General features: G+C 58.6%; 19 protein-coding genes. 9 read left to right on the top strand and 10 right to left on the bottom strand.

Annotated elements, in window-relative coordinates:
* The 3 genes from AOA60_RS26375 to AOA60_RS26365 form a co-directional block, all read right to left on the bottom strand.
* Positions 1-1793 (bottom strand): DUF6531 domain-containing protein (locus tag AOA60_RS26375; RefSeq protein ID WP_256592888.1); only part of this gene is annotated, 1793 nt, incomplete at its 3' end.
* A gap of 198 nt (positions 1794-1991) precedes the next feature.
* Positions 1992-3473: a methyl-accepting chemotaxis protein gene (locus AOA60_RS26370; RefSeq protein ID WP_099586831.1), complete on the bottom strand. Its 1482-nt coding sequence runs from the start codon at positions 3471-3473 to the stop codon at positions 1992-1994.
* Between the two features lie 96 nt (positions 3474-3569).
* Positions 3570-4376 (bottom strand): TatD family hydrolase, encoded by an 807-nt coding sequence (locus tag AOA60_RS26365; protein WP_099586830.1) that lies wholly within the window; start codon positions 4374-4376, stop codon positions 3570-3572.
* Between the two features lie 236 nt (positions 4377-4612).
* On the opposite strand from AOA60_RS26365, the gene AOA60_RS26360 reads away from it, so the two are divergent.
* The 3 genes from AOA60_RS26360 (at position 4613) to AOA60_RS26350 (ending at position 7140) form a co-directional block, all read left to right on the top strand.
* Positions 4613-6034: a transglycosylase SLT domain-containing protein gene (locus AOA60_RS26360; protein WP_099586829.1), complete on the top strand. Its 1422-nt coding sequence runs from the start codon at positions 4613-4615 to the stop codon at positions 6032-6034.
* Between the two features lie 102 nt (positions 6035-6136).
* Entirely contained in the window at positions 6137-6571 is a 435-nt protein-coding gene (locus AOA60_RS26355; protein WP_099586828.1) for a DoxX family protein, read from the top strand.
* 260 nt (positions 6572-6831) lie between these two features.
* Positions 6832-7140: a hypothetical protein gene (locus AOA60_RS26350; RefSeq protein ID WP_099586827.1), complete on the top strand. Its 309-nt coding sequence runs from the start codon at positions 6832-6834 to the stop codon at positions 7138-7140.
* A gap of 4 nt (positions 7141-7144) precedes the next feature.
* Here AOA60_RS26350 and AOA60_RS26345 read toward each other — a convergent pair whose 3' ends face one another.
* Genes AOA60_RS26345 through AOA60_RS26335 form a run of 3 tightly spaced genes read right to left on the bottom strand, consistent with a single transcriptional unit; the run spans position 7145 to position 10554 of the window.
* Positions 7145-8890 (bottom strand): Gldg family protein, encoded by a 1746-nt coding sequence (locus AOA60_RS26345; protein ID WP_099586826.1) that lies wholly within the window; start codon positions 8888-8890, stop codon positions 7145-7147.
* Positions 8891-8905: 15 nt separating this feature from the next.
* The gene (locus tag AOA60_RS26340) at positions 8906-9631 is read right to left on the bottom strand and encodes a heme exporter protein CcmB (protein ID WP_099586825.1); all 726 of its coding nucleotides are present in this window, start codon (positions 9629-9631) and stop codon (positions 8906-8908) included.
* Positions 9628-10554 carry an ATP-binding cassette domain-containing protein gene (locus AOA60_RS26335; RefSeq protein ID WP_099586824.1) on the bottom strand — a complete coding sequence of 309 codons (927 nt, stop codon included), beginning with the start codon at positions 10552-10554 and terminating at the stop codon, positions 9628-9630. The genes AOA60_RS26340 and AOA60_RS26335 overlap by 4 nt, the downstream gene beginning before the upstream one ends.
* Positions 10555-10765: 211 nt before the next feature.
* On the opposite strand from AOA60_RS26335, the gene AOA60_RS26330 reads away from it, so the two are divergent.
* Positions 10766-11752 (top strand): hypothetical protein, encoded by a 987-nt coding sequence (locus AOA60_RS26330; protein WP_099586823.1) that lies wholly within the window; start codon positions 10766-10768, stop codon positions 11750-11752.
* Between the two features lie 112 nt (positions 11753-11864).
* Positions 11865-12338: a transcription elongation factor GreB gene (gene greB / locus AOA60_RS26325; protein ID WP_053130756.1), complete on the top strand. Its 474-nt coding sequence runs from the start codon at positions 11865-11867 to the stop codon at positions 12336-12338.
* A gap of 45 nt (positions 12339-12383) precedes the next feature.
* Here greB and AOA60_RS26320 read toward each other — a convergent pair whose 3' ends face one another.
* Together AOA60_RS26320 and AOA60_RS26315 are read right to left on the bottom strand one after the other, a co-directional pair.
* Positions 12384-14894 (bottom strand): ABC transporter permease, encoded by a 2511-nt coding sequence (locus tag AOA60_RS26320; RefSeq protein WP_099586822.1) that lies wholly within the window; start codon positions 14892-14894, stop codon positions 12384-12386.
* Entirely contained in the window at positions 14894-15577 is a 684-nt protein-coding gene (locus AOA60_RS26315) for an ABC transporter ATP-binding protein (RefSeq protein WP_016972350.1), read from the bottom strand. The genes AOA60_RS26320 and AOA60_RS26315 overlap by 1 nt, the downstream gene beginning before the upstream one ends.
* 10 nt (positions 15578-15587) lie before the next feature.
* On the opposite strand from AOA60_RS26315, the gene AOA60_RS26310 reads away from it, so the two are divergent.
* The 3 genes from AOA60_RS26310 to AOA60_RS26300 all read left to right on the top strand — a co-directional run bounded on the left by AOA60_RS26310 (position 15588) and on the right by AOA60_RS26300 (position 17600).
* A complete protein-coding gene (locus AOA60_RS26310; RefSeq protein WP_160385058.1) occupies positions 15588-16193 on the top strand; it encodes an arylesterase in 606 nt (201 codons plus the stop codon).
* A 58-nt stretch (positions 16194-16251) separates the two neighbouring features.
* The gene (locus AOA60_RS26305; protein WP_003172705.1) at positions 16252-16545 is read left to right on the top strand and encodes a hypothetical protein; all 294 of its coding nucleotides are present in this window, start codon (positions 16252-16254) and stop codon (positions 16543-16545) included.
* 86 nt (positions 16546-16631) lie between these two features.
* Positions 16632-17600 (top strand): L,D-transpeptidase family protein, encoded by a 969-nt coding sequence (locus AOA60_RS26300; protein WP_099586820.1) that lies wholly within the window; start codon positions 16632-16634, stop codon positions 17598-17600.
* A gap of 153 nt (positions 17601-17753) precedes the next feature.
* Here the strand turns inward: AOA60_RS26300 and oprI are convergent, their stop codons facing one another.
* Positions 17754-18005 (bottom strand): outer membrane lipoprotei OprI, encoded by a 252-nt coding sequence (oprI, locus tag AOA60_RS26295; protein WP_003172710.1) that lies wholly within the window; start codon positions 18003-18005, stop codon positions 17754-17756.
* Positions 18006-18617: 612 nt separating this feature from the next.
* Here oprI and AOA60_RS26290 point away from each other — a divergent pair.
* Entirely contained in the window at positions 18618-18899 is a 282-nt protein-coding gene (locus tag AOA60_RS26290; protein WP_064451529.1) for a GNAT family N-acetyltransferase, read from the top strand.
* 63 nt (positions 18900-18962) lie between these two features.
* Here the strand turns inward: AOA60_RS26290 and AOA60_RS26285 are convergent, their stop codons facing one another.
* Entirely contained in the window at positions 18963-20039 is a 1077-nt protein-coding gene (locus AOA60_RS26285) for a 3-deoxy-7-phosphoheptulonate synthase (RefSeq protein ID WP_032888996.1), read from the bottom strand.
* Positions 20040-20144: the final 105 nt, after the last annotated feature.

Genomic DNA, 20144 nt, shown 5'->3' with positions numbered 1-20144 from the left:
GGCTCATGTCCCTTGGCCCGCTGAACCTGGTAGTCCACCGCCACAATGCGGCCCGACTCATAGCGTAAAAACAGCGCACAACCGGCACCGTTATCCAGCCGCTCAATGCGCCCTAAATAGTCCCGGGAAATCCGCAGCCGGTTGTCATACGCATCACTGATCGAGACCAGCACCCCATCGCGAAAGTGATAAAACCGCGACGCCTGCGCCAGCACCAACTCATCCGGAAAATCCCCCAAGTAGATCGCAGCTTCGGCCAGGCTATTGGTGATTGCAGGTCGAGCAACTGTCGGCAGTGGAAACTCAGTCGAGCGGTTCTCATGATCCGTCCACACCACCGAATCGCCTGACACAACAAGCCGATGCGCCAGCGAATGACTCCAGCCAAACCCCAGCCCGAGATCCACGTCCACCGCACTGGTGCGATACAACCGTGTCCACTCAAACGGCAGAATTCCGACCAACGTGCCATCAGTGAGGGTCAGCAATTCCTCCCCAGTGACCATCGATACAGGACAGCCATTGGTGACGGTCTTATCCGACGCCGCAGCAGCATCCCCCTTCGGATTCGTCGCCACGGCAGGCGCGTCGTCGACATGTTCCTGGCGAACCAACAGCGTCCGCTGAGTCTTGTTACGAACCGCCGGCACCGCGTTCGAAACCAGATTCTCCCCAGCCTTCAACGGCGCAGCCGGCACTGCCTTGATCGGCGTCGCTGCGCTGCTCAAGAGCAAAGGCTTGAGCGCCTCCGAGTGCGCGTCCAACTTCGGCCCCACGAGGTGATCGGCCAGCAACTCCAACAACGCCCGCGCCCGTTTGGATTTGATGGCGCTCAGCGTCTGCGCACCCAGGCGTAGCGTCACACCCGTCCCGGCCGTCGCCCACATCAGCAGCAGGTTGATCAGCACTTCACCGGTGATCTCGCCCAGTAATTCATACATCTCCGGCGGTGGCAGCAGGCGTATCCAACTGACGATCGCCGAGACATAAATGAACAACAGCGGCTCATCGCTAAGCACCAACAAACCCTTGGCAATCGCGTCGCTACCCAGCTTCAGCAGTTCATCAAGCTCAGCCTGAGAGAGGTACGCCAACAACTTCTGGCTGTTGGCCTTGAGATCCGCCAGCAGGTCGTACATCTGGGAAATGTTGTCCCACAGGTTGTAGAGCGCCTTGGCCATCCCGGTGGAAAACGCCACGCCCTGCATCGCGCTGCGTTGCAAAGAGCTGGCGCTGGCAAAGTCCTTCCATTGGGGTTGGAAAGTCGCCGTCCACTCTTCCCGCAGCCGACCTTCTAGCCCCGCAATCACGGACTGATAAGACGCATACAGCGCCTTGACGTGATCTTGGGAAACAGTGGGGTAGAAGGTGATTTGGTACGGCTGATTGCGATCACACTCGGTGATTTCGAGGATGCCGCTGGGGCCGATAGTCCGATGCAGCGGCGCGCCCATCGGGCTGCCATCCGCCGCAATGGCTTGGAGCATCACTGGCGTATTGCCGATAGGCACGAAGCGGGTGCTTTCGAACATATGCACCAGGGTCAGCGAGCCCTGGGCACTGCACATGGCGACGGTTTTACTGGGTGTCTTGGACGAAACCGGCGTGACCAGCTCTACCTCGTCTCCCACCTTGAAGACCTGTTCCACCTCCAGTGCCGAACCGCTCCAGAAGCTTTCGGCCCAGGCATCAAAGGTGTTCAGGCAATCGCGAAAATCACCGAAGACGCGCTCACTATCCGGCGCCTTGGGATCCATGGGGGCCAGGACGAAGCTGGCGATGACGGGAATCAAGAGGCAGCCCTATGTGGCAGGGCGGTCATTGAGAAGTACATCGGCGGTCCCTCGCACTGAATCATCAGGCGAGAGACTTTGGAGAGGTTCGTCAGATAAAGAAGTCGGCGTTATTCGCCAGGATGGCTAGGAGGTTTCGCCAAAATTTCGGGTAAATGGTGGGGCTAGCGTAGGAGTCGGATTACAGGTAGGGAAGTCCTACAGCTTCAGTTGCCCAATCGCTTTGCTCAACTCCCCGGCCAGCGTCGCCAGCTCATTGCTGGTCGTGGCCGAATCCACGGTCTGCTGTACGGTGTTTTCGGTCACATCGCGAATGCTCACCACCGCGCGGTTCATCTCTTCGGCCACGTGGCTTTGTTGCTCGGCGGCGACGGCAATCTGGGTGTTGCTCTCGCGCATTTGCGCCACGGCACCAGTGATTTCGGCGAGTGCCGCGCCGGCCTCCTGGGCTTGTTGCACGCAGTCGTCTGCCTTGAACGAGCTTTCCTGCATAAAGTCCACCGCGTCGCGGGTGCCCGCTTGTAGCGCTGAGACCATGCGGGTGATTTCGTCGGTGGAGCTTTGCACACGCTTGGCCAGGTTGCGCACTTCGTCGGCGACCACGGCAAAGCCGCGGCCCATTTCTCCGGCCCGGGCGGCTTCGATGGCGGCGTTGAGGGCGAGCAGGTTGGTCTGTTCGGCGATGCTGTGGATCACGCTGACCACGCCGTTGATTTTCTGGCTGTCTTCGGCGAGCTTCTGGATCATTTCGGCGGTTTGTTGCACACCGCTGGACAGCCCGGCAATCGAGTGTCTTACCCGCGTCACTACTTCCTGGCCGCTGCCGGCGAGGGTGTCGGCGGTCTGGGATAAGTCCCGGGTGGCGCCGGCATGTTGGGCGATGTGATAGACGGTGGCGGTCATCTCGTTGATGGCGGTGGCGGCCTGGTCGGTCTCGCTTTGCTGGCCGAGCATGCCGTGCTGCACCTCGTTCATGCTGCTGGCCAGGCGCGCGGCGCCTTCGTCGAGTTGCCGGGCAGTGCGCGCCACGGTGCTGACCACGCGTTGGTAGCCAGCCTGCATGGCATTGAACGCGCTGGCCATCTGGCCGACTTCATCTTTGCAGGCCAGGGGGACGCGGGCCGATAGATCGCCGGTTTTTTCCACGTGCAGCATGACGTCCTTGAGCGTGTTGAGCTGACTGAGCAGGAAGCGGATCAGCAACTGCGAAGCGCCCAGCATCGCGAGCATCAAGATTGCCACCGCCACGGCGTAATTGGCGAAGCGTTCGCCGAACACCTGGCTCAAGCTTGGTGCATAGGCAAGCACGCCAATATATTGCCCGTCCGGGCGGGCGATGACTTCGGCGCCCATCAATGGATTCTCGCCAAACAGCGGCATGTGATTGAGTTCGACCCAACCGGTGGTGGTGCTCAGGGCTGACAGATCCAGATCGCCGAGCTGTGGGACTTGGCCTCGCGCAAACGTCAGCCAGTGCGCGTCCTTCGGCAGTGGCTGATCGGTTGGCCAGGCACCCAGCAATCGCCCCTGGGCCTGCGCCGACGCTTGGGACGCGGTGATGCGCGCCTGCTGTTCGAGCTGCACGGCGTACAGCACCAGCAGGAGGGTGGTGATGAAGGCAACCGCGTTGACGGCCCAGAATTTGTACTTCAGCGAGATATTGCTAAGCCAGGCACCCATGGAAGGTTTTCTCTGATAGCGGAAACAGCATTGGCAAGGTGCCATTATTGTGCCGCTATTCAGAAAGCCGGTTTTGACGTGGGTCAATGCGCCGCATCAATCCACGGTCGGCAACCCAAAAAAAGCGCGGGAACAGGCAGTGCTGTGTTCGGCCAGGTCTTGCGCGCTTTCATTGCGGTGCAGGGCAACTTCGCGCAGGACTTCTGTCAGGTAGGCCGGCTCGTTACGACCATTTTTCGGTTTGGGGCGTAGGGTGCGGGGCAGCAGGTAAGGCGCATCGCTTTCCAGCATCAGACGGCCTCGGGGAATTTCCCTGACGAGCGGGTGCAGGTGTGTCCCACGGCGTTCGTCGCAGATCCAGCCGGTGATGCCAATGTGCAAATCGAGGTCGAGGTAGCTGAACAGCGCCGCCTGTTCGCCGGTAAAACAATGCACCACGGCGGCGGTCAGGTGGTCGCGGTAGTCCTTGAGAATCTCCAGCAGGCGTTGGTTGGCGTCACGCTCATGGAGAAACACCGGAAGCTTTAGTTCGACGGCCAGGGCCAAGTGTTCTTCCAGGACTTTTTCCTGTTGTGGGCGCGGTGAGAAATCCCGATTGAAATCCAGGCCGCATTCGCCCACCGCACGTACCCGGGACTCACCGAGCAAACCGCGCAAACGCTGGGCGCTATCGCCGTTCCAGTCGCTGGCGGAGTGGGGGTGGATACCTGCGGTACTGAACAGGCGTTGGCCGCTTTCGTCGAGTTTGACGCACAGCTCCAGGGCCTGTTCGCTGCCGTCCACGCTGGTGCCGGTGAGTACCAGTTGTTGCACGCCGGCGGCGTAGGCGCGGTCGAGAACGGCCTGGTGCTTGCCGTCGAAACTGGAGTTGGTCAGGTTGACGCCGATATCAATGAGTTGCATGGTGCTATCTCCGCCTGCGGCCGGAAAGCATATCAGAGCTGTAGATTTATAAGAAAAACGAAGAACTACAACGAGTTATAGCTGTCTTTGAACGTCGCAAGTGACATGGTGGTTGGCTGAACGCCTTGCACTGTGCCACCGTTGCGCGCAAAGCCTGCGCATAAAGCGCTCTGTTTCTGACCCCCACCGCGTCGTTTTTCGCGAGCGCGTTGGCCAGTATTCTTTCCGGAGAGCGGATGATCCGACCCTCGGCGTTGCTTATGTTGTGCCTGACGTTACTGCTGCCCATGGCAGCGGTTGCGCGTCTGGACGGGCCGCTGGAAGTGACCAAACCCGGCAAGGTTCGTGACCTGGCGCAGATTCGTTCCAGCCGCACCCTGCGGGTATTGGTCAACCAGAGCCGCAACAGCTCAGGCGAAGTGCAGGGCCAGGCTATCGGTGTCGAATACCACCGCCTGCGCGCCTTTGAACAATACCTCAATGGTCACGCCCGGGATGGCCAGGAAATCAACCTCAAGATTATCCCCAAGGCCAAGGACCAGTTGCTCGGCGCGCTGGCCCGTGGCGAAGGCGATCTGGTGGCGCCTGGCGAATTACTGGATGTGAAGGCGGCTCATAAAGTCAGCACCAGTGACCCGATTGCCAGCGATGTTCCGTTGTGGCTGGTGGGTGTTAAGGGGGAGCGACGGTTTACCAAGTTGGAGCAATTGTCTGGGCGAACCCTGGCCCTGACCACCGGCAGTGCGGCGGCGGACGCCATCAGCCAGGTCAATCAGAAGCTGGCCCTGCACAAGCAGCCACCGGTCAAGGTGGAATGGGTGGACCCGACCCTGGCGGTGGAAGACGTACTGGAAATGGTCCAGGCGGGGATTTTTCATCTCACTATCGTCGAGAAACCGATCGCCGAACGCTGGTCGAAGATCCTGCCCAAGTTGCGCTTCGACAAACAAGTCGTCATCAGCGAGCCCGGCGATGAATACTGGTTTGTGCGCCAGGATGCTTCGATGCTGCGGGCCAGTATTGATCGATTTCTCAAGACCTATCGCACGCCATCAGATCAGGACGTGGCATTCCAGCGTATCTATAGACGCCTCTACCAAGTGCGTAATCCGCTGGCCCGCGCAGACCGTCAGCGCCTGGAAAAACTACGCCCTGTGCTGCAAAAACACGCCCGTGAACAGGGCATGGACTGGCTGAACCTGGCCGCACTGGCCTTCAAGGAATCTGCCCTCGACCCTGGGGCGCGCAACAGCGGCGGCCCTACCGGACTGATGCAGATCACACCCTCCGCAGCGCAACGGGTGGGCGTCAGCAACATCGAAAATCTCGACAGTAATGTACAGGCAGGCGCGCGTTACCTGGCGTTGATCCGTCGCAAGTTCTTTTCCAGCCCCAAGCTCAACGAGCGCGAACGCATGGCCTTTGTACTGGCGGCCTACAACATGGGGCCGGAGCGGGTGCAAGGGATGCGCACCGAGGCCAAGCGCCGGGGACTGAATCCCAACCAATGGTTCTTCCAGGTGGAGCGCATTGCCATGGAGCAGGTAGGGATGGGCGGCGTCAGCTATGTTAATAGCGTGAACAAGTACTACTTGGCGTTTGATCGGGAGCGGGAGTCCCTGGAGCCGGCAGCGGCGAAGATTGTCTCACGCAAATAATCTATTTTATCGATATTAATTAGGCATTTTTTCGGCTTTTATCATTGCTTAAACTGATTAATGTGGCGGCCAACCCAACCTACTTCGAAAAGGATTTACCCCATGAGCCCAATGATTAAAAGCCTGCTGTCCACCCGTGCCGGCTACGGTCTGACCGTCCTGCGCATTGTCGTCGGCATCATCTTTGCCGCCCACGGTTCGCAAAAACTCTTCGGTTGGTTTGGCGGCTATGGCTTGGCGGGCACTGCGCAATGGATGGAAAGCATCGGCCTGGCACCGGGTACCCTGATGGCGCTGCTGTCGGGCGGAACCGAGTTCTTCGCCGGCCTGGCGCTGATCATCGGTTTGCTGGTGCGCCCGGCGGCATTGGGCCTGACCATTCTGTCGCTGGTGGCGATCTTCTCGGTACACATCCACAACGGCCTGTTCATGGCCAACAACGGTTATGAGTTCGCACTGGCCTTGTTGGGCGGTTCCCTGGCGGTGCTGCTGGAAGGTGCGGGCAAACTGTCTGCCGACCGCGCCATCGCTAACTGACCGCTCTGCAGCACCCCGAAGAGGCCCGCCATGTGCGGGCCTTTTCATTGCTCGGGATTCTTGACATCGGCCCTTCGGCTTCTCTAGGATGCTGTCCATGCGCCGATTTAAACAGCTAATTGCGGGGCGCCACTGGGACTCAATGCAGCCCGACAGAAGCCTGTTTTCCCCTGAGGAGACAGCTTCGAAATACCGCTAAAGCGCTGGTTCGGTGTTGCCTCTCACCTGCCCGCAGACTTTTGAGGCAGAGACACGACACGATGAATGCACTACGCCCCCTGATACGCCTGGCTCCGATCACTGCGGACCTCACTCAACGCAATCCAAAAATCCTCTTGGGCGGCAAGCACCAACCGACGTTGCTACGTTATCTGGACGGCTGGCCACGTCGCACCGGGCGGCCTTCGGCGTTCCTGATCCAGTTTGTCGAAGACGGCGATTCCCTGGCCCGCTTTGCAAATAACAGCTTCGACCTGGCGGTTATTCAGGCGCCCAGCGCCAGCAACGCGCAGGAGGTCATCCGAGAGTTGACCCGCATTGCCCGTCAGGGGCTGATTGCCAGGCGTTAGAGCCTCAGTGACGTACGGCGTCCGCTCGCAAGCGACGTCGTCGGTTACCTAGAAACACCACCCAGGCAATCAGGCACAGCGTCAGCGGCACCGCCAACGTCACCACCAGTTTCATAGCGAACTCCAGGAAGTGCACGCGTGCGTATGCCTCGGCCTTCAAGGCATGCAATTCCATGGGTAAGCGCAGGCGCTCTTTGTTGAGTGCAAGCAGTTGGGCGGTGCTGTCTACTGCCTGGGAACTGAGGTTGGTGGGCTCTGGGCTCAGCCTTTTCCATTCCTGCTCAGTACGTAGCAGGCGCCGCTCCAACTCACTCGCCTTCTCACTGTATGTGTGTGCAGCGTCGTCACGCATTCGTTCGAGCATGTTCGGTGACCTGTTCGCCACCGCACGTGGGCGGATATTGAGCAGCGCATCGCTTGCGGACAAGTTATCCAGTGTATTCAACACAAACAGGGTGTTGCCGTGGGGTGCCGTGCTGTTGACTTGCTCTGTCAGCAAGTCAGTGTCGGCAACCACTACCACATGGATGAGCGCCGCTTTTTGCACACCTGCTGGCTGCCCTTCGAGGCTGTCTGGGAATACGGAATAAGCCGGACCCTCTATGCGAGCGGCAATCACATGGCGTTGCGCTTGAGTGGACGCCTCATCGGCCATTGAGTCGAACTCGTTTGGAGAGGCAAATCGGTTGGTTTCCACCAACACAGATTGGCCAGAGCTTTGCAGGAGAGGGGTGAAGGTGGTGCGCGCTTTTTGGCGACGCGTGAGGGCGCCGCTACTCGATACCGCTACGTTGTTCACTTTGCGGCTGCTGATGTCGTGTGCATTCATTGCCTGGGGAGGCAGATCCAAACTGCCTGGGTGCGGCGTTGCTGGCTGACCGGGTGCTGATGTGATTGACGCGGCATAGCGGTTGTCGACTAGAAACTTGTCCTCCTGCATCTGTATACCCCAAGCCGCAAGCAACTCAGTCAGCCGGTTATGGGGCGCACGCGTGTTCGAGTGTTGCTCGCTGAGGGGATCGATAAACATCATTAATCTACCGCCCTTCAATACAAATTGTTCAATCTCATACAGTGACCGCTCAGGCAGTGCCCGTGGATGCACGACCATGAGCGTTTTGACCTGCTCCGGTATGCGCTCGGCGCTTGTGCCCAGATCGACCAGGTTGAAGTGTCGCTGCAGTTCCTTCAGCAACCGGCCAGTTGACGCCCCTATCTCCAACCCCGGCACCAGCCCTATGACGGCTCGCTCTGGGTGTTGCAGTTTATGGATCAGATGGCTGATTTCGTATTCGAGCAATGGCTCCCGGTCCAGGCTGAACGATTCGATGCGTTGCGCTCCGTGCCCGGCGCGAGTACCGATCAGCCCCAGGAAGCCCGCAGTGTCGTCGAGACCGAACAGCCTGGCTTTGTAGGCATCTTCTGAAAAAGGTTTGGGATCAATAAGGTGTAGGTTGATCATGCCCTTCGCTGCTTTTTCGTACTCCAGCAATACGTCCTCGATGCGCTTGCCATAGCGTTTCAAGGCGTAGCTTCGTTTCGGGTCGTTGTGGGCATTGAAGTAATACACGTCCAGGGGACTTTCCAATGATGCGAGTAATTGTTGGGCTTGATGAGACAAAGTGTGGGTCTTCTCTCGTGATAAATCCCAGCGGATATCAGGAAGCTTTGCGACCCACACTAAGTTGAACGCCAAAAATAATAACAAAATGACAATAAGAGTCATGCCGGTGCGCAGAGTAGGTCGCATGGAGGGCTTTCCTTCTCAGCTGTGCTTGTAGTTGAGGGTTACTGTTGTCGCTGCTAGAAAGGTCAGGATTGTGCTAACGAAGTAAAGCGTGTCGCGAAGCGCGAGTTTTCCATTGTCGATCGCGCTGTACCTTGAAAAAGGGTTGAGCGAGACCAGGCTGTCTACCGCCCAGATCGGGGCCTGATGCTCAAGTGCATCGAGTAAATAAGAAAGGCCGCTGACGACGAGTAGCAAAGCCACTGTCAGAATGAACAGGGCGGTGCGCTGACGTACTAGTGTGAACATGAAACAACCGACCGATAAATAACTCCCTGCCAACAGCCAGCTCGACACAAATTGTGAGGCAATAACGCTGTTGTCTGCCTTGCCCAAGTAGTTGGTAATGATGACGAGGGGGAATGTCAATATCAGGGCTATGCCTACCACGACCCAGGCGGCCAGGAACTTTCCGACGACCCATTCAAATGTTGTGATCGGCAATGTTTTCATCAGGTCGAGAAATCCTGAGTTGGACTCGTCCGACCAGAGTTGCGCCGCCAGTAGGGGGATCAATAACAAATAGAGCCAGGGGTGTAACTGGAAGAAAATCTGCAAGTGGCTGTTGTCTTGTGCCGGCCACGGGCTCATGTGCAACCCCAATGTCACGGACGTTACTGAAAAGATGGCGACACTCACGTAGGTGCCGGGTGTGCTGGCGTAGTGAGCGAACTGACGCTTGAAAATGGCGGGCAGCAGTTTCAAAGAGAGGCCTCTCGGCTCAGATGGTGAACCACATCGCTTATGCGACCAGGCTCTAGATTCAGTGAGTTGATTTTCCAGCGGCGATTGGCAATGAGCGTGTTGATGTGCGGGTAGATGGTATGTCCTGGCATGGCCAGGACGGTCACCGTGCCAGGGGCATGCCGATGCTCCTCGATGCCCGCGACCCCAGGCAGCACAGCGAGGGCGAGCAAGTCCAAGGGCATGTCTGAAGCCAGGGTCACGGCTTGGAAATGGCGGGAGTCGCTTTGTAAATCCGGCATGGGGGTATCGGTTACCAAGCGATCGCCTGCGATAACCAGCGCGCGCGTACAGAACTCGGACAATTCATCGCAATGGCGGGACGCAACGATCACCGTCATGTCTTGCGTCAATGACTGTATGAGCACCCTGAGTTTGTGTTTCTGGTCAGGCGTTAATCCCTCGGTAGGTTCATCCAGCAATAGCAAGGCCGGTGCATGCAGGATGGCCTGGGCAATCGCGACTTTGCGCTTTAATCCAGTAGAAAGAACATCAAGGGAGGCGTTGAGTACTGGCAATAATTCCAGTTGTGTAGCGACTTGTTCTACCCGTGCGCGTTTTTCATTGCCACGGAGTCCGCGAAGGGTGGCCATATAGTCGAGGAACTCTTTAACCGACATCGTAGGATGACTGAGGCACCTCTGGCGTTGGTAACCAATGATTTTTTTTGTTTTAAGTGGATGGGCTTTAGTGTTGAGGTTTTGAATAAGTATATGTCCGCTGGACGGTGCGCTCGAACCCGAAATTAAATCGAGTAGTGCGGTTTTAACTGTAGGATCTTTCCCGAACAGTCCCAGGCATTCCTGTTTGTTTGCGCTAAATGAGAAATCGCTGATTATTTTTTTCTTGTTTGAATGTTTTGTCAGGTTGATTATTTCTATCATTTATTTTAATGCGACTTATAAGTGGGGTTGAAAAAGGGTACGAGTAATAGCTGTTTTTGGGAACGTCGATCAGCCTTAATAAGGAAAGTCCTACGTGCGTGCCGAGTAAATCGCTGGAACAATTGTTTCGTGCTTTTTGAGCCTTTGATTGTCGAGGGTTTATCTGAAGGTTATAGAGACTTTCCGAATTTTGTAATGAGGCCTGATTACCATGATGCTTCTACGTACCCTTGTTCTTGAACGCGACGGTCAGGATGCTCCGGTCAACGGTGCATTGCTCTGTGGGTTTGCTGTAGGTCAGATTGCCTCCAACTTCCTTGTTTATAGCCTGGATGAAGAGGTGGAACCGGCGAGTTCCAGGGTGTATATCGCGGCCTTGCGCAAAAAACTTGATCGGTATTTTTTGGGCGGTGTTGAATCCAAGGAAGACCTGCAAGTGGCAATGCATGTGTTCAAGCAGATTCTCATATCAGCGGCATCGGGGGCTAAGGCGGGTGCTGTTACCGAAACCCAGGTGCCTTACCATTTTGTCGATTTGAAAGGCTGCAAGCTGCCACCCGCCAGGCCCGAGGAACATCACTCGGTGATCATCAAGAAGGCGTTGGTGATGAAAGTCATTACTCTGGGTATGTCTGCCCCGGTGATGCCGGCAATCGAAAGCGCTTCATTAATCGTGCCCTCCATTCGCTTCTCATCGAAAATGAGCGCGCCTACCAGGGGTGTAAATCCGGTTGAGCCTCCCCGGCTGCCGATTCATGAGCCTACGGTGGAAGAGCCGCGACAGGCCCCCGTCGAGATGCCCATGACCATGGTGCCGGCAGAGCCTGTTGTCCCGAATGTGCCAGACGTCCCGGAGCAGCCGAAGCATCTGGCTCCACTGTCCCAGAGTACTTTGTTCGAAGTGGACAGTACGCTGACCAACCTTGCTCGCGTCGCTCAGGAACTGACCCAACAAAAACTTGCTGCCATCGAACGGGAAACGGCGCTTGATCAATGGCAGGCCCGATTGCAGCAAGAGCAACGTCAGCTGGATGAAAGGGGCCGGGAATTGGAACAGCGCATCACTCAACTGCATGACCAGTCGTTGGCTGTCAGCCAGCGGACCGAAGCCCTGAAGGTGATGACCTCGCAAGTATCAGGCTTGCGCCAGAGTTTGCGCGGTATGCTGCTTGAACTGGATCAGGCCATGGATGGTTAGACTGGCCTGGCTACTTTCCCGGGTTCATTTATTATCAGTGCCAGCCAACCGAAGCCGGGTGTGATTGCCTGGTCTATCGGCACCTGTGGACATTGCCTGGGGATGCAAGCGTTTGAGTACCAAGCTGATTACCAAAGAAGGTCATGAAGCGCTGAAGAAAGAGCTGGATTATCTGTGGCGCGAGAAGCGCCCGGATACCACGCGCAAGGTGACGTGGGCCGCCTCTCTGGGGGATCGCAGCGAGAATGCCGACTACCAGTACAACAAGAAGCTGCTGCGCGAAATCGACCGACGTGTGCGCTACTTGCGCAAGCGCCTGGAAGACATGCGCGTGGTGGAGTACATGCCCGAGCAGGAAGGGAAGGTCTTTTTTGGCGCGTGGGTGGATATTGAAAACGAGCAGGGCGAGACCAAGCGTTTTCGCATCGTTGGCTATGACGAGATTTACGATCGGATGGATTACATATCCATTGACTCACCGATGGCTCGTGCCTTGTTGCGCAAGGAAGTCGACGATGAGGCCATCGTGCAGACGCCAGGTGGTGAAGTGTGCTGGTGGATCACCGCAATTGAATATGTGAAGTAGGCAATGATGGCCCGCATTCGTTAAAGAGTGCGGGCCATCGGCGTTTCAGCCTTCGCGCAATACCGTCAGCGGGCTGGCATTCAACGCGCGGCGTGTGCCGAATACACCGGCGGCACCGATCAGTACGGCGCCGATTACCGGGAGTAGCAACAACCACGGGTGCGGGTGCCAGGCCAGGTCGAAGGCATAACGGTACAGCACCCACGTCACCAGTTCGGTGCCCAGTGCTGCCAGCAAGCCACTGACGGCGCCTAGTAAGCCAAACTCGATACGCCGCGCCTTGACCAGCAACTTGCGCTCAGCGCCCAACGCCCGCAGCAGTGCGCCTTGGCGGATGCGCTCGTCCAAAGTGGCCTGTAGGCCCGAGAACAACACGGCCATTCCCGCAGCCAGCACAAACAACAGCACGTATTCCACCGCGAGGGTCACTTGGGCGAGGATGCTGCGCAACTGCTCCAGCAGAGCCTCGACCTGCAGGATCGTCACCGCCGGAAAGGCTCGCGACAGATCGACGATCTGTTGGTCATGCCCTGGCGCGAGGTAGAAGCTGGTCAGGTAGGTGGCAGGCAGGTCCTTCAAGGTCCCCGGCTGGAAAATCATGAAGAAGTTCGGCTGGAAGTTATCCCAGTTGATGGTTCGCAGGCTGGTGACCCGCGCTTCACGATTTTCACCGGCGATGGTGAACACCAGGTGATCGTCCAGCTTGAGCTTGAGGCTTTCTGCGACCTTGGCCTCTACCGACACACCCGGTATCTCATCAGTCGGTTGTTGTGACCACCACGAACCTGAGGTCAGGGCATTGCCAGGCGGCAGGTCGGCGGCCCAGGTCAGGCTCAGGTCGCGTTGTACTGCGCGGTCACCGCTGGAGTCCTTGCTGACAATGTCCTGCACCGGCTCGCCGTTGATACTGATCAGCCGCCCCGGTACCACAGGGTAAAGTGGCGCGGATTGGGCCTGCACTTCCAGCAGGCGGGCGCCAAAGGCGTCCTTGTCGGCCGGCAGGATGTTCAGCGCGAAATAGTTGGGCGCATCCTTGGGCAACTGGTTTTGCCAGGTATCGAGCAATTCGCCACGCAGCAAGGCGATCAAGCCCATGGACAATAGGATCAAGCCAAACGCCAGTGACTGGCCGGCCGCTGCCAATGGGTGGCGCAGCAGTTGGCCCAGGCCCAATCTCCAGGGCAGGGAGGCACGAGCCAGAAGACGCCGCAGGCTTTGCAACAGCAGCAGAAGCAAGCCGCCAAGGACCAGCGCCGCCACCACGCCGCCGCCCAGCAGGGCGAAGGTCAGCACCAGGTCCAGGCTCAGGCGCCACATGATCAGGCCGAGGGCAAACAGCGCAGCGCCATAGACCATCCAGGTGCTGGACGGGATGGGCAGCAGGTCGCGCCGCAATACGCGCAGCGGCGGTACGCGCCCGAGTGCGGCCAGCGGTGGTAGGGCAAAACCCGCGAGCGCGACCAGCCCGGTGCCGATCCCGGCAACGGCCGGCAGCAGTCCGCCGGGGGGCACATCTGCCGGCAGCAAGTCGTGCAGGAAATAGAACAGGCCAAACTGCGCCAGCCAGCCAAGCAGGGCGCCGGCCAGGCTCGCCAGCAAACCCAGCACCGTCAGTTGCAGGCTGAACAGCAACATGGCTTCGCGTCGTGACAATCCCAGGCAACGCAGCAGTGCACTGGCGTCGAAGCGTCGGGTGGCAAAGCGGTTGGCCGATAAGGCGACGGCCACGCCAGCCAGCAGCACGGCGACCAGGCTGGCCATGTTCAGATAGCGCTCGGCCTTGCCCAGGGCGCCGCCAATCTGCTGGTTCCCGTCCCGTGAGTCCTGCAGGCGCTGGTTGGCGGCCAGGCCCGGCTTGAGCAGGTCACGATAGGTTTGCAGCGCTGTGCTGCCCTGAGGCCCGCGCCACAGTTCACGGTAGCTGACGCGGCTGCCGGGCTGGACCACGCCGGTGGCATCCAGGTCCGCCAGGTTGATCATCACCCTCGGCGTGAGGCTGTAGAAGTTGCCGGCGCGATCCGGTTCGTAGGTGAGCACGCGGGCCAGGCGCAGGGTTTTCATGCCGACATCGACGCTGTCGCCGACCTTGAGATCCAATGCCGTCAGCAGTCGCGCCTCGACCCAGGCTTCACCGGGTTTGGGGCCGCCGCCTGGGGTTTCATCGCCAAAGGGCACGGCCGCGCTCTTCAGTTCGCCTCGCAACGGGTATTGCTCGTTGACCGCCTTGATGCTGGAGAGCTGGATACCGTTATCGGTGGCGATAACACTGGAGAACTCCACGACGCGAGCGTGATCCAGGCCCAGCTCGGTCCCGGAGCGGATTTGCTCGGTGCGGGCAGGTGAGCTTCCTTCCAGCACCAGGTCGGCGCCAAGGAACTCGGTGGCACGCAGCATCATGGCGCCGTTGAGGCGGGCGCCGAAATAACCGATAGCGGTACTGGCGGCCACAGCCACCAGCAGGGCGAAGAACAACACGCGCAATTCGCCGGCGCGGGCATCGCGCAGTAATTGGCGCATGGCCAGGCTGAACAGGCGCAACAGCGGCAAACGTGCCATCAAGGCTCCAGGGGCGCGACCATCAGGCCGGCTTCAAGGCGGATCAGGCGTCGGCAACGGTGGGCCAGGCGCTCGTCGTGAGTGACCAGCACCAGGGTCGTGCCGCTCTCTTTATTGAGTTCGAACAGCAGGTCGCTGATGCGCTCGCCGGTGTGGCTGTCGAGGTTGCCGGTGGGTTCGTCGGCAAACAGCACGTCCGGTTCGGCGGCAAAGGCGCGGGCAATGGCTACCCGTTGCTGCTCACCACCGGAGAGTTGTCGCGGCGAGTGGGTCAGGCGTTGGCCGAGGCCCACGCGCTCCAGCAGGTGTTTGGCGCGCTCGCGGGCATCTTTGCGGCCATCCAGCTCCAACGGCAGCATGACGTTCTCCAGCGCATTGAGGCTGTCGAGCAGTTGGAAAGACTGGAATACAAAGCCCACATGTTCGGCGCGGATACGCGCACGCTGGTCTTCGTCGAGTGTGCTGAGGGCTTGCCCGGCGAGGGTGACTTCGCCGCTGCTGGGCAGGTCGAGGCCGGCCAGCAGGCCAAGGAGGGTGGATTTGCCGGAGCCGGAACTGCCGACGATAGCGAGGCTATCGCCCTTGTTCAGTTCCAGGCTCAGTTCGTGCAGGATAGTCAGTTCACCTTCCGCGCTGGGAACCACTTTGCTAAGGTTCCGCGCGGTGAGAATGCTTGCGCCCATGGAGAATCCGATGCGAATGTGGTTTTTGAGTGCTGGCCTGGCCTTGATGTGCATGGCCCAGAACGCAGCGGCGGGTACAGTCCTGATCGTTGGCGATAGTATCAGTGCCGGTTTCGGCCTGGATACACGCAAAGGGTGGGTTGCCTTGCTGGAGCAACGGCTCAAGAAGGAAGGTTTCGACGATAAAGTGGTCAACGCGTCCATCAGTGGCGATACCAGTGCTGGAGGCCTCGCGCGGCTGCCGGCGGCGCTTGCAGAGCATAAGCCTGACGTAGTGGTTATCGAATTGGGTGGCAATGACGGCCTTCGTGGCCAGCCCCCTGCGCAATTGCAACAAAATCTTGCTTCGATGATCCAGAAGTCCCAGGACAGCGGCGCCAAGGTGCTGTTGCTGGGCATGCAGATTCCGCCCAACTACGGGAAGCGTTATGTCGATGCCTTCGCGAAGGTATTCGGCGATGTCGCCGAGCAAAAAAAGGTGCCTTTGGTGCCGTTTTTCCTTGAAGGCGTCGGCGGCCATCCGGAGTTGATGCAGGCGGACGGGCTGCACCCGGCGGTCGCTGCCCAGGGCAAGTTGCTGGAAAATGTCTGGCCGACGCTAAAACCGCTGCTATGACGCTTTTCTACCGGCAGGCTTTCGGCTAAGGTGGCGCCCCCCCGATCTGGAGCCCCCGATGTCGCGTCCTGCCTGGTCCCTGTTTAACTACCAACTGATCGAGCCGGACGAGCAGCTGGATCTGTTCGCCTGCCAGGAAGTGCGGGTGCATCTGGTGACGCGTCAGCTGGAACTGGGCGGCTCCATCGATCGCACGCTGTGCGGTACCTTGCTGCCAGCGCAACCTCGCTGGTCGCTGGTCGATCGCTCGATTTTCCAGGATCAGCGCCTGTGCCCCTTGTGCCGAGCCATTCTTGAGTCCCAGAAGCGCGGCACGCCGCCGATCTGGCCGGAGCTGCGTTTCGAGCTCTAGGAGCCGCTACACGCTTGCAGCTAGAAGCTCACATCACGTATACAATCGATTTTTACCTACCCGTCGTTCTGCGAAGGATTTTCCGGATGTTGTCGCGCCTCTCCGTCGTCACCTGCTGCCTGTCTCTCGCTGCGTTCTGTGCGGCGGGCTCTGCATCCGCTTTGCAGCTGCCCTTGCCACCACCGGGTGAAGATATCGTCGGTCAGGTCCAGGTAATCAAGGCCAAGTACGAAGACACTTTCGCCGACCTGGGCACCACGTACGACCTGGGCTATTCGGAAATGGTCGCGGCCAACCCGGGTATCGATGCCTGGTTGCCGGGTGCGGGCACCGAGATCGTGCTGCCGACACGGTTTATCCTGCCGCCGGGGCCTCGCGAGGGCATCGTTATCAACTTGGCGGAATACCGGCTCTACTATTTCCCCAAGGGCCAAAACGTGGTCTACACCTTCCCGTTGGGGATTGGCCGTGAAGGCTGGGGCTCGCCGATTGCCCATACCAGCATCATCGCCAAGACGCCTAACCCGACCTGGACGCCGCCGGCCTCGATCAAGGCCGAACACGCTGCCAACGGTGATCCATTGCCGAACGTGGTGCCTGCCGGCCCGGATAACCCGTTGGGCCCGTTCAAGTTCACCCTGGGCACACCGGGTTACCTGATCCACGGTTCAAACATGAAGTTCGGCATCGGCACACGTACCAGTCACGGTTGCTTCCGCATGTTCAACAATAATGTGCTGGAGATGGCTGGCATGGTGCCGGTGGGCACTTCGGTGCGCATCATCAACGATGCCTACAAGTTCGGCAGCAGCGGCGGCAAGGTTTATCTGGAAGCGCATACACCGTTGAACGATGACGGAACGCCATCGGTGGTCGACAAACACACGGCGGTGATCAACGCCTTGCTCAAGCGTGAAGACCTGGCCAACCAGTTGCGGGTGAACTGGGATCAGGTACGCGACGTGGTCGCGGCGGAAGATGGCCTGCCGACCGAGATCGGTGTGCCGGGTGGCGCACCTGTGGCCTCCAGCGCGCCAATCGATCTTCAGCAGTAAAACGTGTGGGAGGGGGCTTGCTCCCGATGTGGTGGTTCAGTAACGGATGTGTTTACTGAGACACCGCCATCGGCAGCAAGCCCCTTCCCGCATTCAGGCAATAAAAAAGCCGACCCATAAATGGATCGGCTTGATAACAACCCCGAGGGATTATTACTTGCGGCTAGCTTTTTCAAGCATGCGCAGAGCGCGCTCGTTAGCTTCGTCAGCAGTCTGTTGTGCTTTTTGAGCAGCAGCCAGAGCTTCATCAGCTTTACGGTAGGCTTCGTCTGCACGGGCCTGGGAGCGAGCTGCTGCGTCTTCAGTTGCAGTCAGACGAGCTTCGGTTTCTTTGGAGACGCTGCTGCAACCGGTAGCCAGAACTGCGGCCAGAGCCAGAGCAGAGAATTTCAGAACGTTGTTCATCGTGTTCCCCTTCAAGGACTTTCTATTAAATGGCTACTTTCTCAGAGTGAGCAAATAGCCGGCGTACATACTACCCATTACTTGTAGTAAGTAAACTGACGTAGCGCAAGAAGCAAAAAAAATTCTCGCGCCGAATCTATTTTGGCTAATCTTTTGGAGGTTTGTATAAAAACCATCCAGATTTTTTCATTTGGGTGAAGATTGGATCCAGGCTGAAAGGGCCGGCCTGCATGCGTTAAGCTTTGCAAACAGGTGGGGATTTATATATCCGCGCCGACACTTACGTTGCGTTTGGCGTTGCTTGGCCGGGTATCTTTTACGCATGTAGAGGTGACTTTAAGAGCGCCTGTTCGTCTCAAGGTTCAACTGCCGGCAATGTTCAGGCTTTCGACCAGTGTTTGGTCGAGGCCCTTTCTATATCCACCAGCGGCAGGGAATGACGAGTGCGCCTTGAGCAATTGCAGGATTGGTGCCTACTATTCCCTACGTGCTGGTTGTGAGCGCTCAAGGTTTTCTCGTTGTCGAAACCGGCACGGGGTGGCGTAGATGTTCCTTCGCCGGAAAAACATCGGTAAGGTAGGGGTCAGAATTCAAGACCCGCGAGGAGTAGTGATGAGCGAGGCGTTGTCCATCCACCATGACCAGGCTGGTCATCAGTTCGAGACCAATGTGGACGGTCATCGTGCCTATCTGACCTATATGGACCTCGGTAAGCAGACCCTGGATATCTATCGGACCTTCGTGCCCAACGCACTGCGGGGCCGTGGTATTGCGGCGGCGCTGACCGAAGAGGCCCTGAAGTTCGCCGAAGACGCTGGCTACACGGTGATCCCGTCCTGCTCCTATGTGGAACGCTACATGGAGCGCCACCAGCGCCATGCCGCGAAGCTCTGAGCGATCAGCAGACAATAAAAAACGCCGGGTTTAGCCCGGCGTTTTTGTGTGCGCAATTGAGGTTCAGGTGCGTTTGCGTGTTGGCAATACGTCCTTGAGCTTGGCGTGCATGCTGCGCAGGGTATTTTCGGTGGCGGCCCAGTCGATGCAGGCATCGGTGATCGACACGCCGTACTGCAAGTCGGCCAGGTCTTTTGGAATGGCCTGGCAACCCCAGTTCAAATGGCTCTCGACCATCAGGCCGATGATCGACTGGTTGCCTTCGAGGATCTGGTTGGCAACGTTTTCCATCACCAACGGCTGCAGGGCCGGATCCTTGTTGGAGTTGGCGTGGCTGCAATCGACCATGATGTTCGGCTTGATCTTGGCCTTGTTCAGCGCTTGCTCGCACAACGCAACGCTGACCGAATCATAGTTGGGCTTGCCGTTGCCGCCGCGCAGCACCACGTGACCATAGGCATTGCCCTTGGTGGTCACGATGGAAACGCCGCCTTCCTGGTTGATGCCCAGGAACCGGTGAGGGCTGGAGACCGATTGCAGCGCGTTGATCGCCACGGTCAGGCCTCCGTCGGTGCCGTTCTTGAAGCCCACGGCCGAGGACAGGCCGGACGCCATTTCGCGGTGGGTCTGGGACTCGGTGGTACGCGCGCCGATGGCCGACCAACTGATCAGGTCCTGCAGGTACTGCGGGGAGATCGGGTCCAGTGCTTCGGTAGCGGTGGGCAGGCCCATTTCAGCCAGGTCCAGCAGCAACTGGCGACCGATGTGCAAGCCATCCTGGATCTTGAACGAGTCGTCCAGGTACGGGTCGTTGATCAAGCCTTTCCAGCCGACGGTGGTACGCGGCTTCTCGAAATAGACGCGCATGACCAGGTACAAGGTGTCGGACACTTCTGCCGCCAGCACTTTGAGGCGCTCAGCGTATTCGTGGGCGGCCTTGAGGTCGTGGATCGAGCATGGGCCAATCACCACAAAGAGGCGGTGGTCGGTGCCGTCGAGAATCTCACGGATGACTTCGCGGCCCTTGGTGACGGTCTGCAGGGCAGCGTCGCTCAGGGGGATTTCGCGCTTGAGCTGATCGGGCGTGATCAGCGTCTCGTTGGATTCGACGTTTAGGTCATTGATCGGTAAATCAGCCATCGTGTTACTCGTCAGGGTCACGGGTGCCGGCCGCCAGCCATCCCCGTGCGGCGGGCACAGCATGATTTGGATGCAGGGGGGAGGAACCTTAGCGCGTAACACGGG

It is taken from the genome of Pseudomonas sp. 2822-17 (assembly GCF_002742485.1).
Taxonomy (GTDB): Bacteria; Pseudomonadota; Gammaproteobacteria; order Pseudomonadales; family Pseudomonadaceae; genus Aquipseudomonas; species Aquipseudomonas cyclaminis.
The sequence above is the reverse complement of the archived record's forward strand: the minus strand, read 5'-3'. Positions and strand labels throughout refer to the sequence as shown.

Coding starts and splice junctions, on each gene's coding strand:
- AOA60_RS26320 (WP_099586822.1), bottom strand. CDS start 14,894: ATGGCACGTTTGCCGCTGTTGCGCCTGTTCAGCCTGGCCATGCGCCAA.
- AOA60_RS26330 (WP_099586823.1), top strand. CDS start 10,766: ATGATGCTTCTACGTACCCTTGTTCTTGAACGCGACGGTCAGGATGCT.
- AOA60_RS26360 (WP_099586829.1), top strand. CDS start 4,613: ATGATCCGACCCTCGGCGTTGCTTATGTTGTGCCTGACGTTACTGCTG.
- AOA60_RS26315 (WP_016972350.1), bottom strand. CDS start 15,577: ATGGGCGCAAGCATTCTCACCGCGCGGAACCTTAGCAAAGTGGTTCCC.
- AOA60_RS26355 (WP_099586828.1), top strand. CDS start 6,137: ATGAGCCCAATGATTAAAAGCCTGCTGTCCACCCGTGCCGGCTACGGT.
- oprI (WP_003172710.1), bottom strand. CDS start 18,005: ATGAACAACGTTCTGAAATTCTCTGCTCTGGCTCTGGCCGCAGTTCTG.
- AOA60_RS26345 (WP_099586826.1), bottom strand. CDS start 8,890: ATGCGACCTACTCTGCGCACCGGCATGACTCTTATTGTCATTTTGTTA.
- AOA60_RS26350 (WP_099586827.1), top strand. CDS start 6,832: ATGAATGCACTACGCCCCCTGATACGCCTGGCTCCGATCACTGCGGAC.
- AOA60_RS26305 (WP_003172705.1), top strand. CDS start 16,252: ATGTCGCGTCCTGCCTGGTCCCTGTTTAACTACCAACTGATCGAGCCG.
- AOA60_RS26290 (WP_064451529.1), top strand. CDS start 18,618: ATGAGCGAGGCGTTGTCCATCCACCATGACCAGGCTGGTCATCAGTTC.
- AOA60_RS26370 (WP_099586831.1), bottom strand. CDS start 3,473: ATGGGTGCCTGGCTTAGCAATATCTCGCTGAAGTACAAATTCTGGGCC.
- AOA60_RS26365 (WP_099586830.1), bottom strand. CDS start 4,376: ATGCAACTCATTGATATCGGCGTCAACCTGACCAACTCCAGTTTCGAC.
- AOA60_RS26285 (WP_032888996.1), bottom strand. CDS start 20,039: ATGGCTGATTTACCGATCAATGACCTAAACGTCGAATCCAACGAGACG.
- AOA60_RS26310 (WP_160385058.1), top strand. CDS start 15,588: ATGCGAATGTGGTTTTTGAGTGCTGGCCTGGCCTTGATGTGCATGGCC.
- AOA60_RS26335 (WP_099586824.1), bottom strand. CDS start 10,554: ATGATAGAAATAATCAACCTGACAAAACATTCAAACAAGAAAAAAATA.
- AOA60_RS26300 (WP_099586820.1), top strand. CDS start 16,632: ATGTTGTCGCGCCTCTCCGTCGTCACCTGCTGCCTGTCTCTCGCTGCG.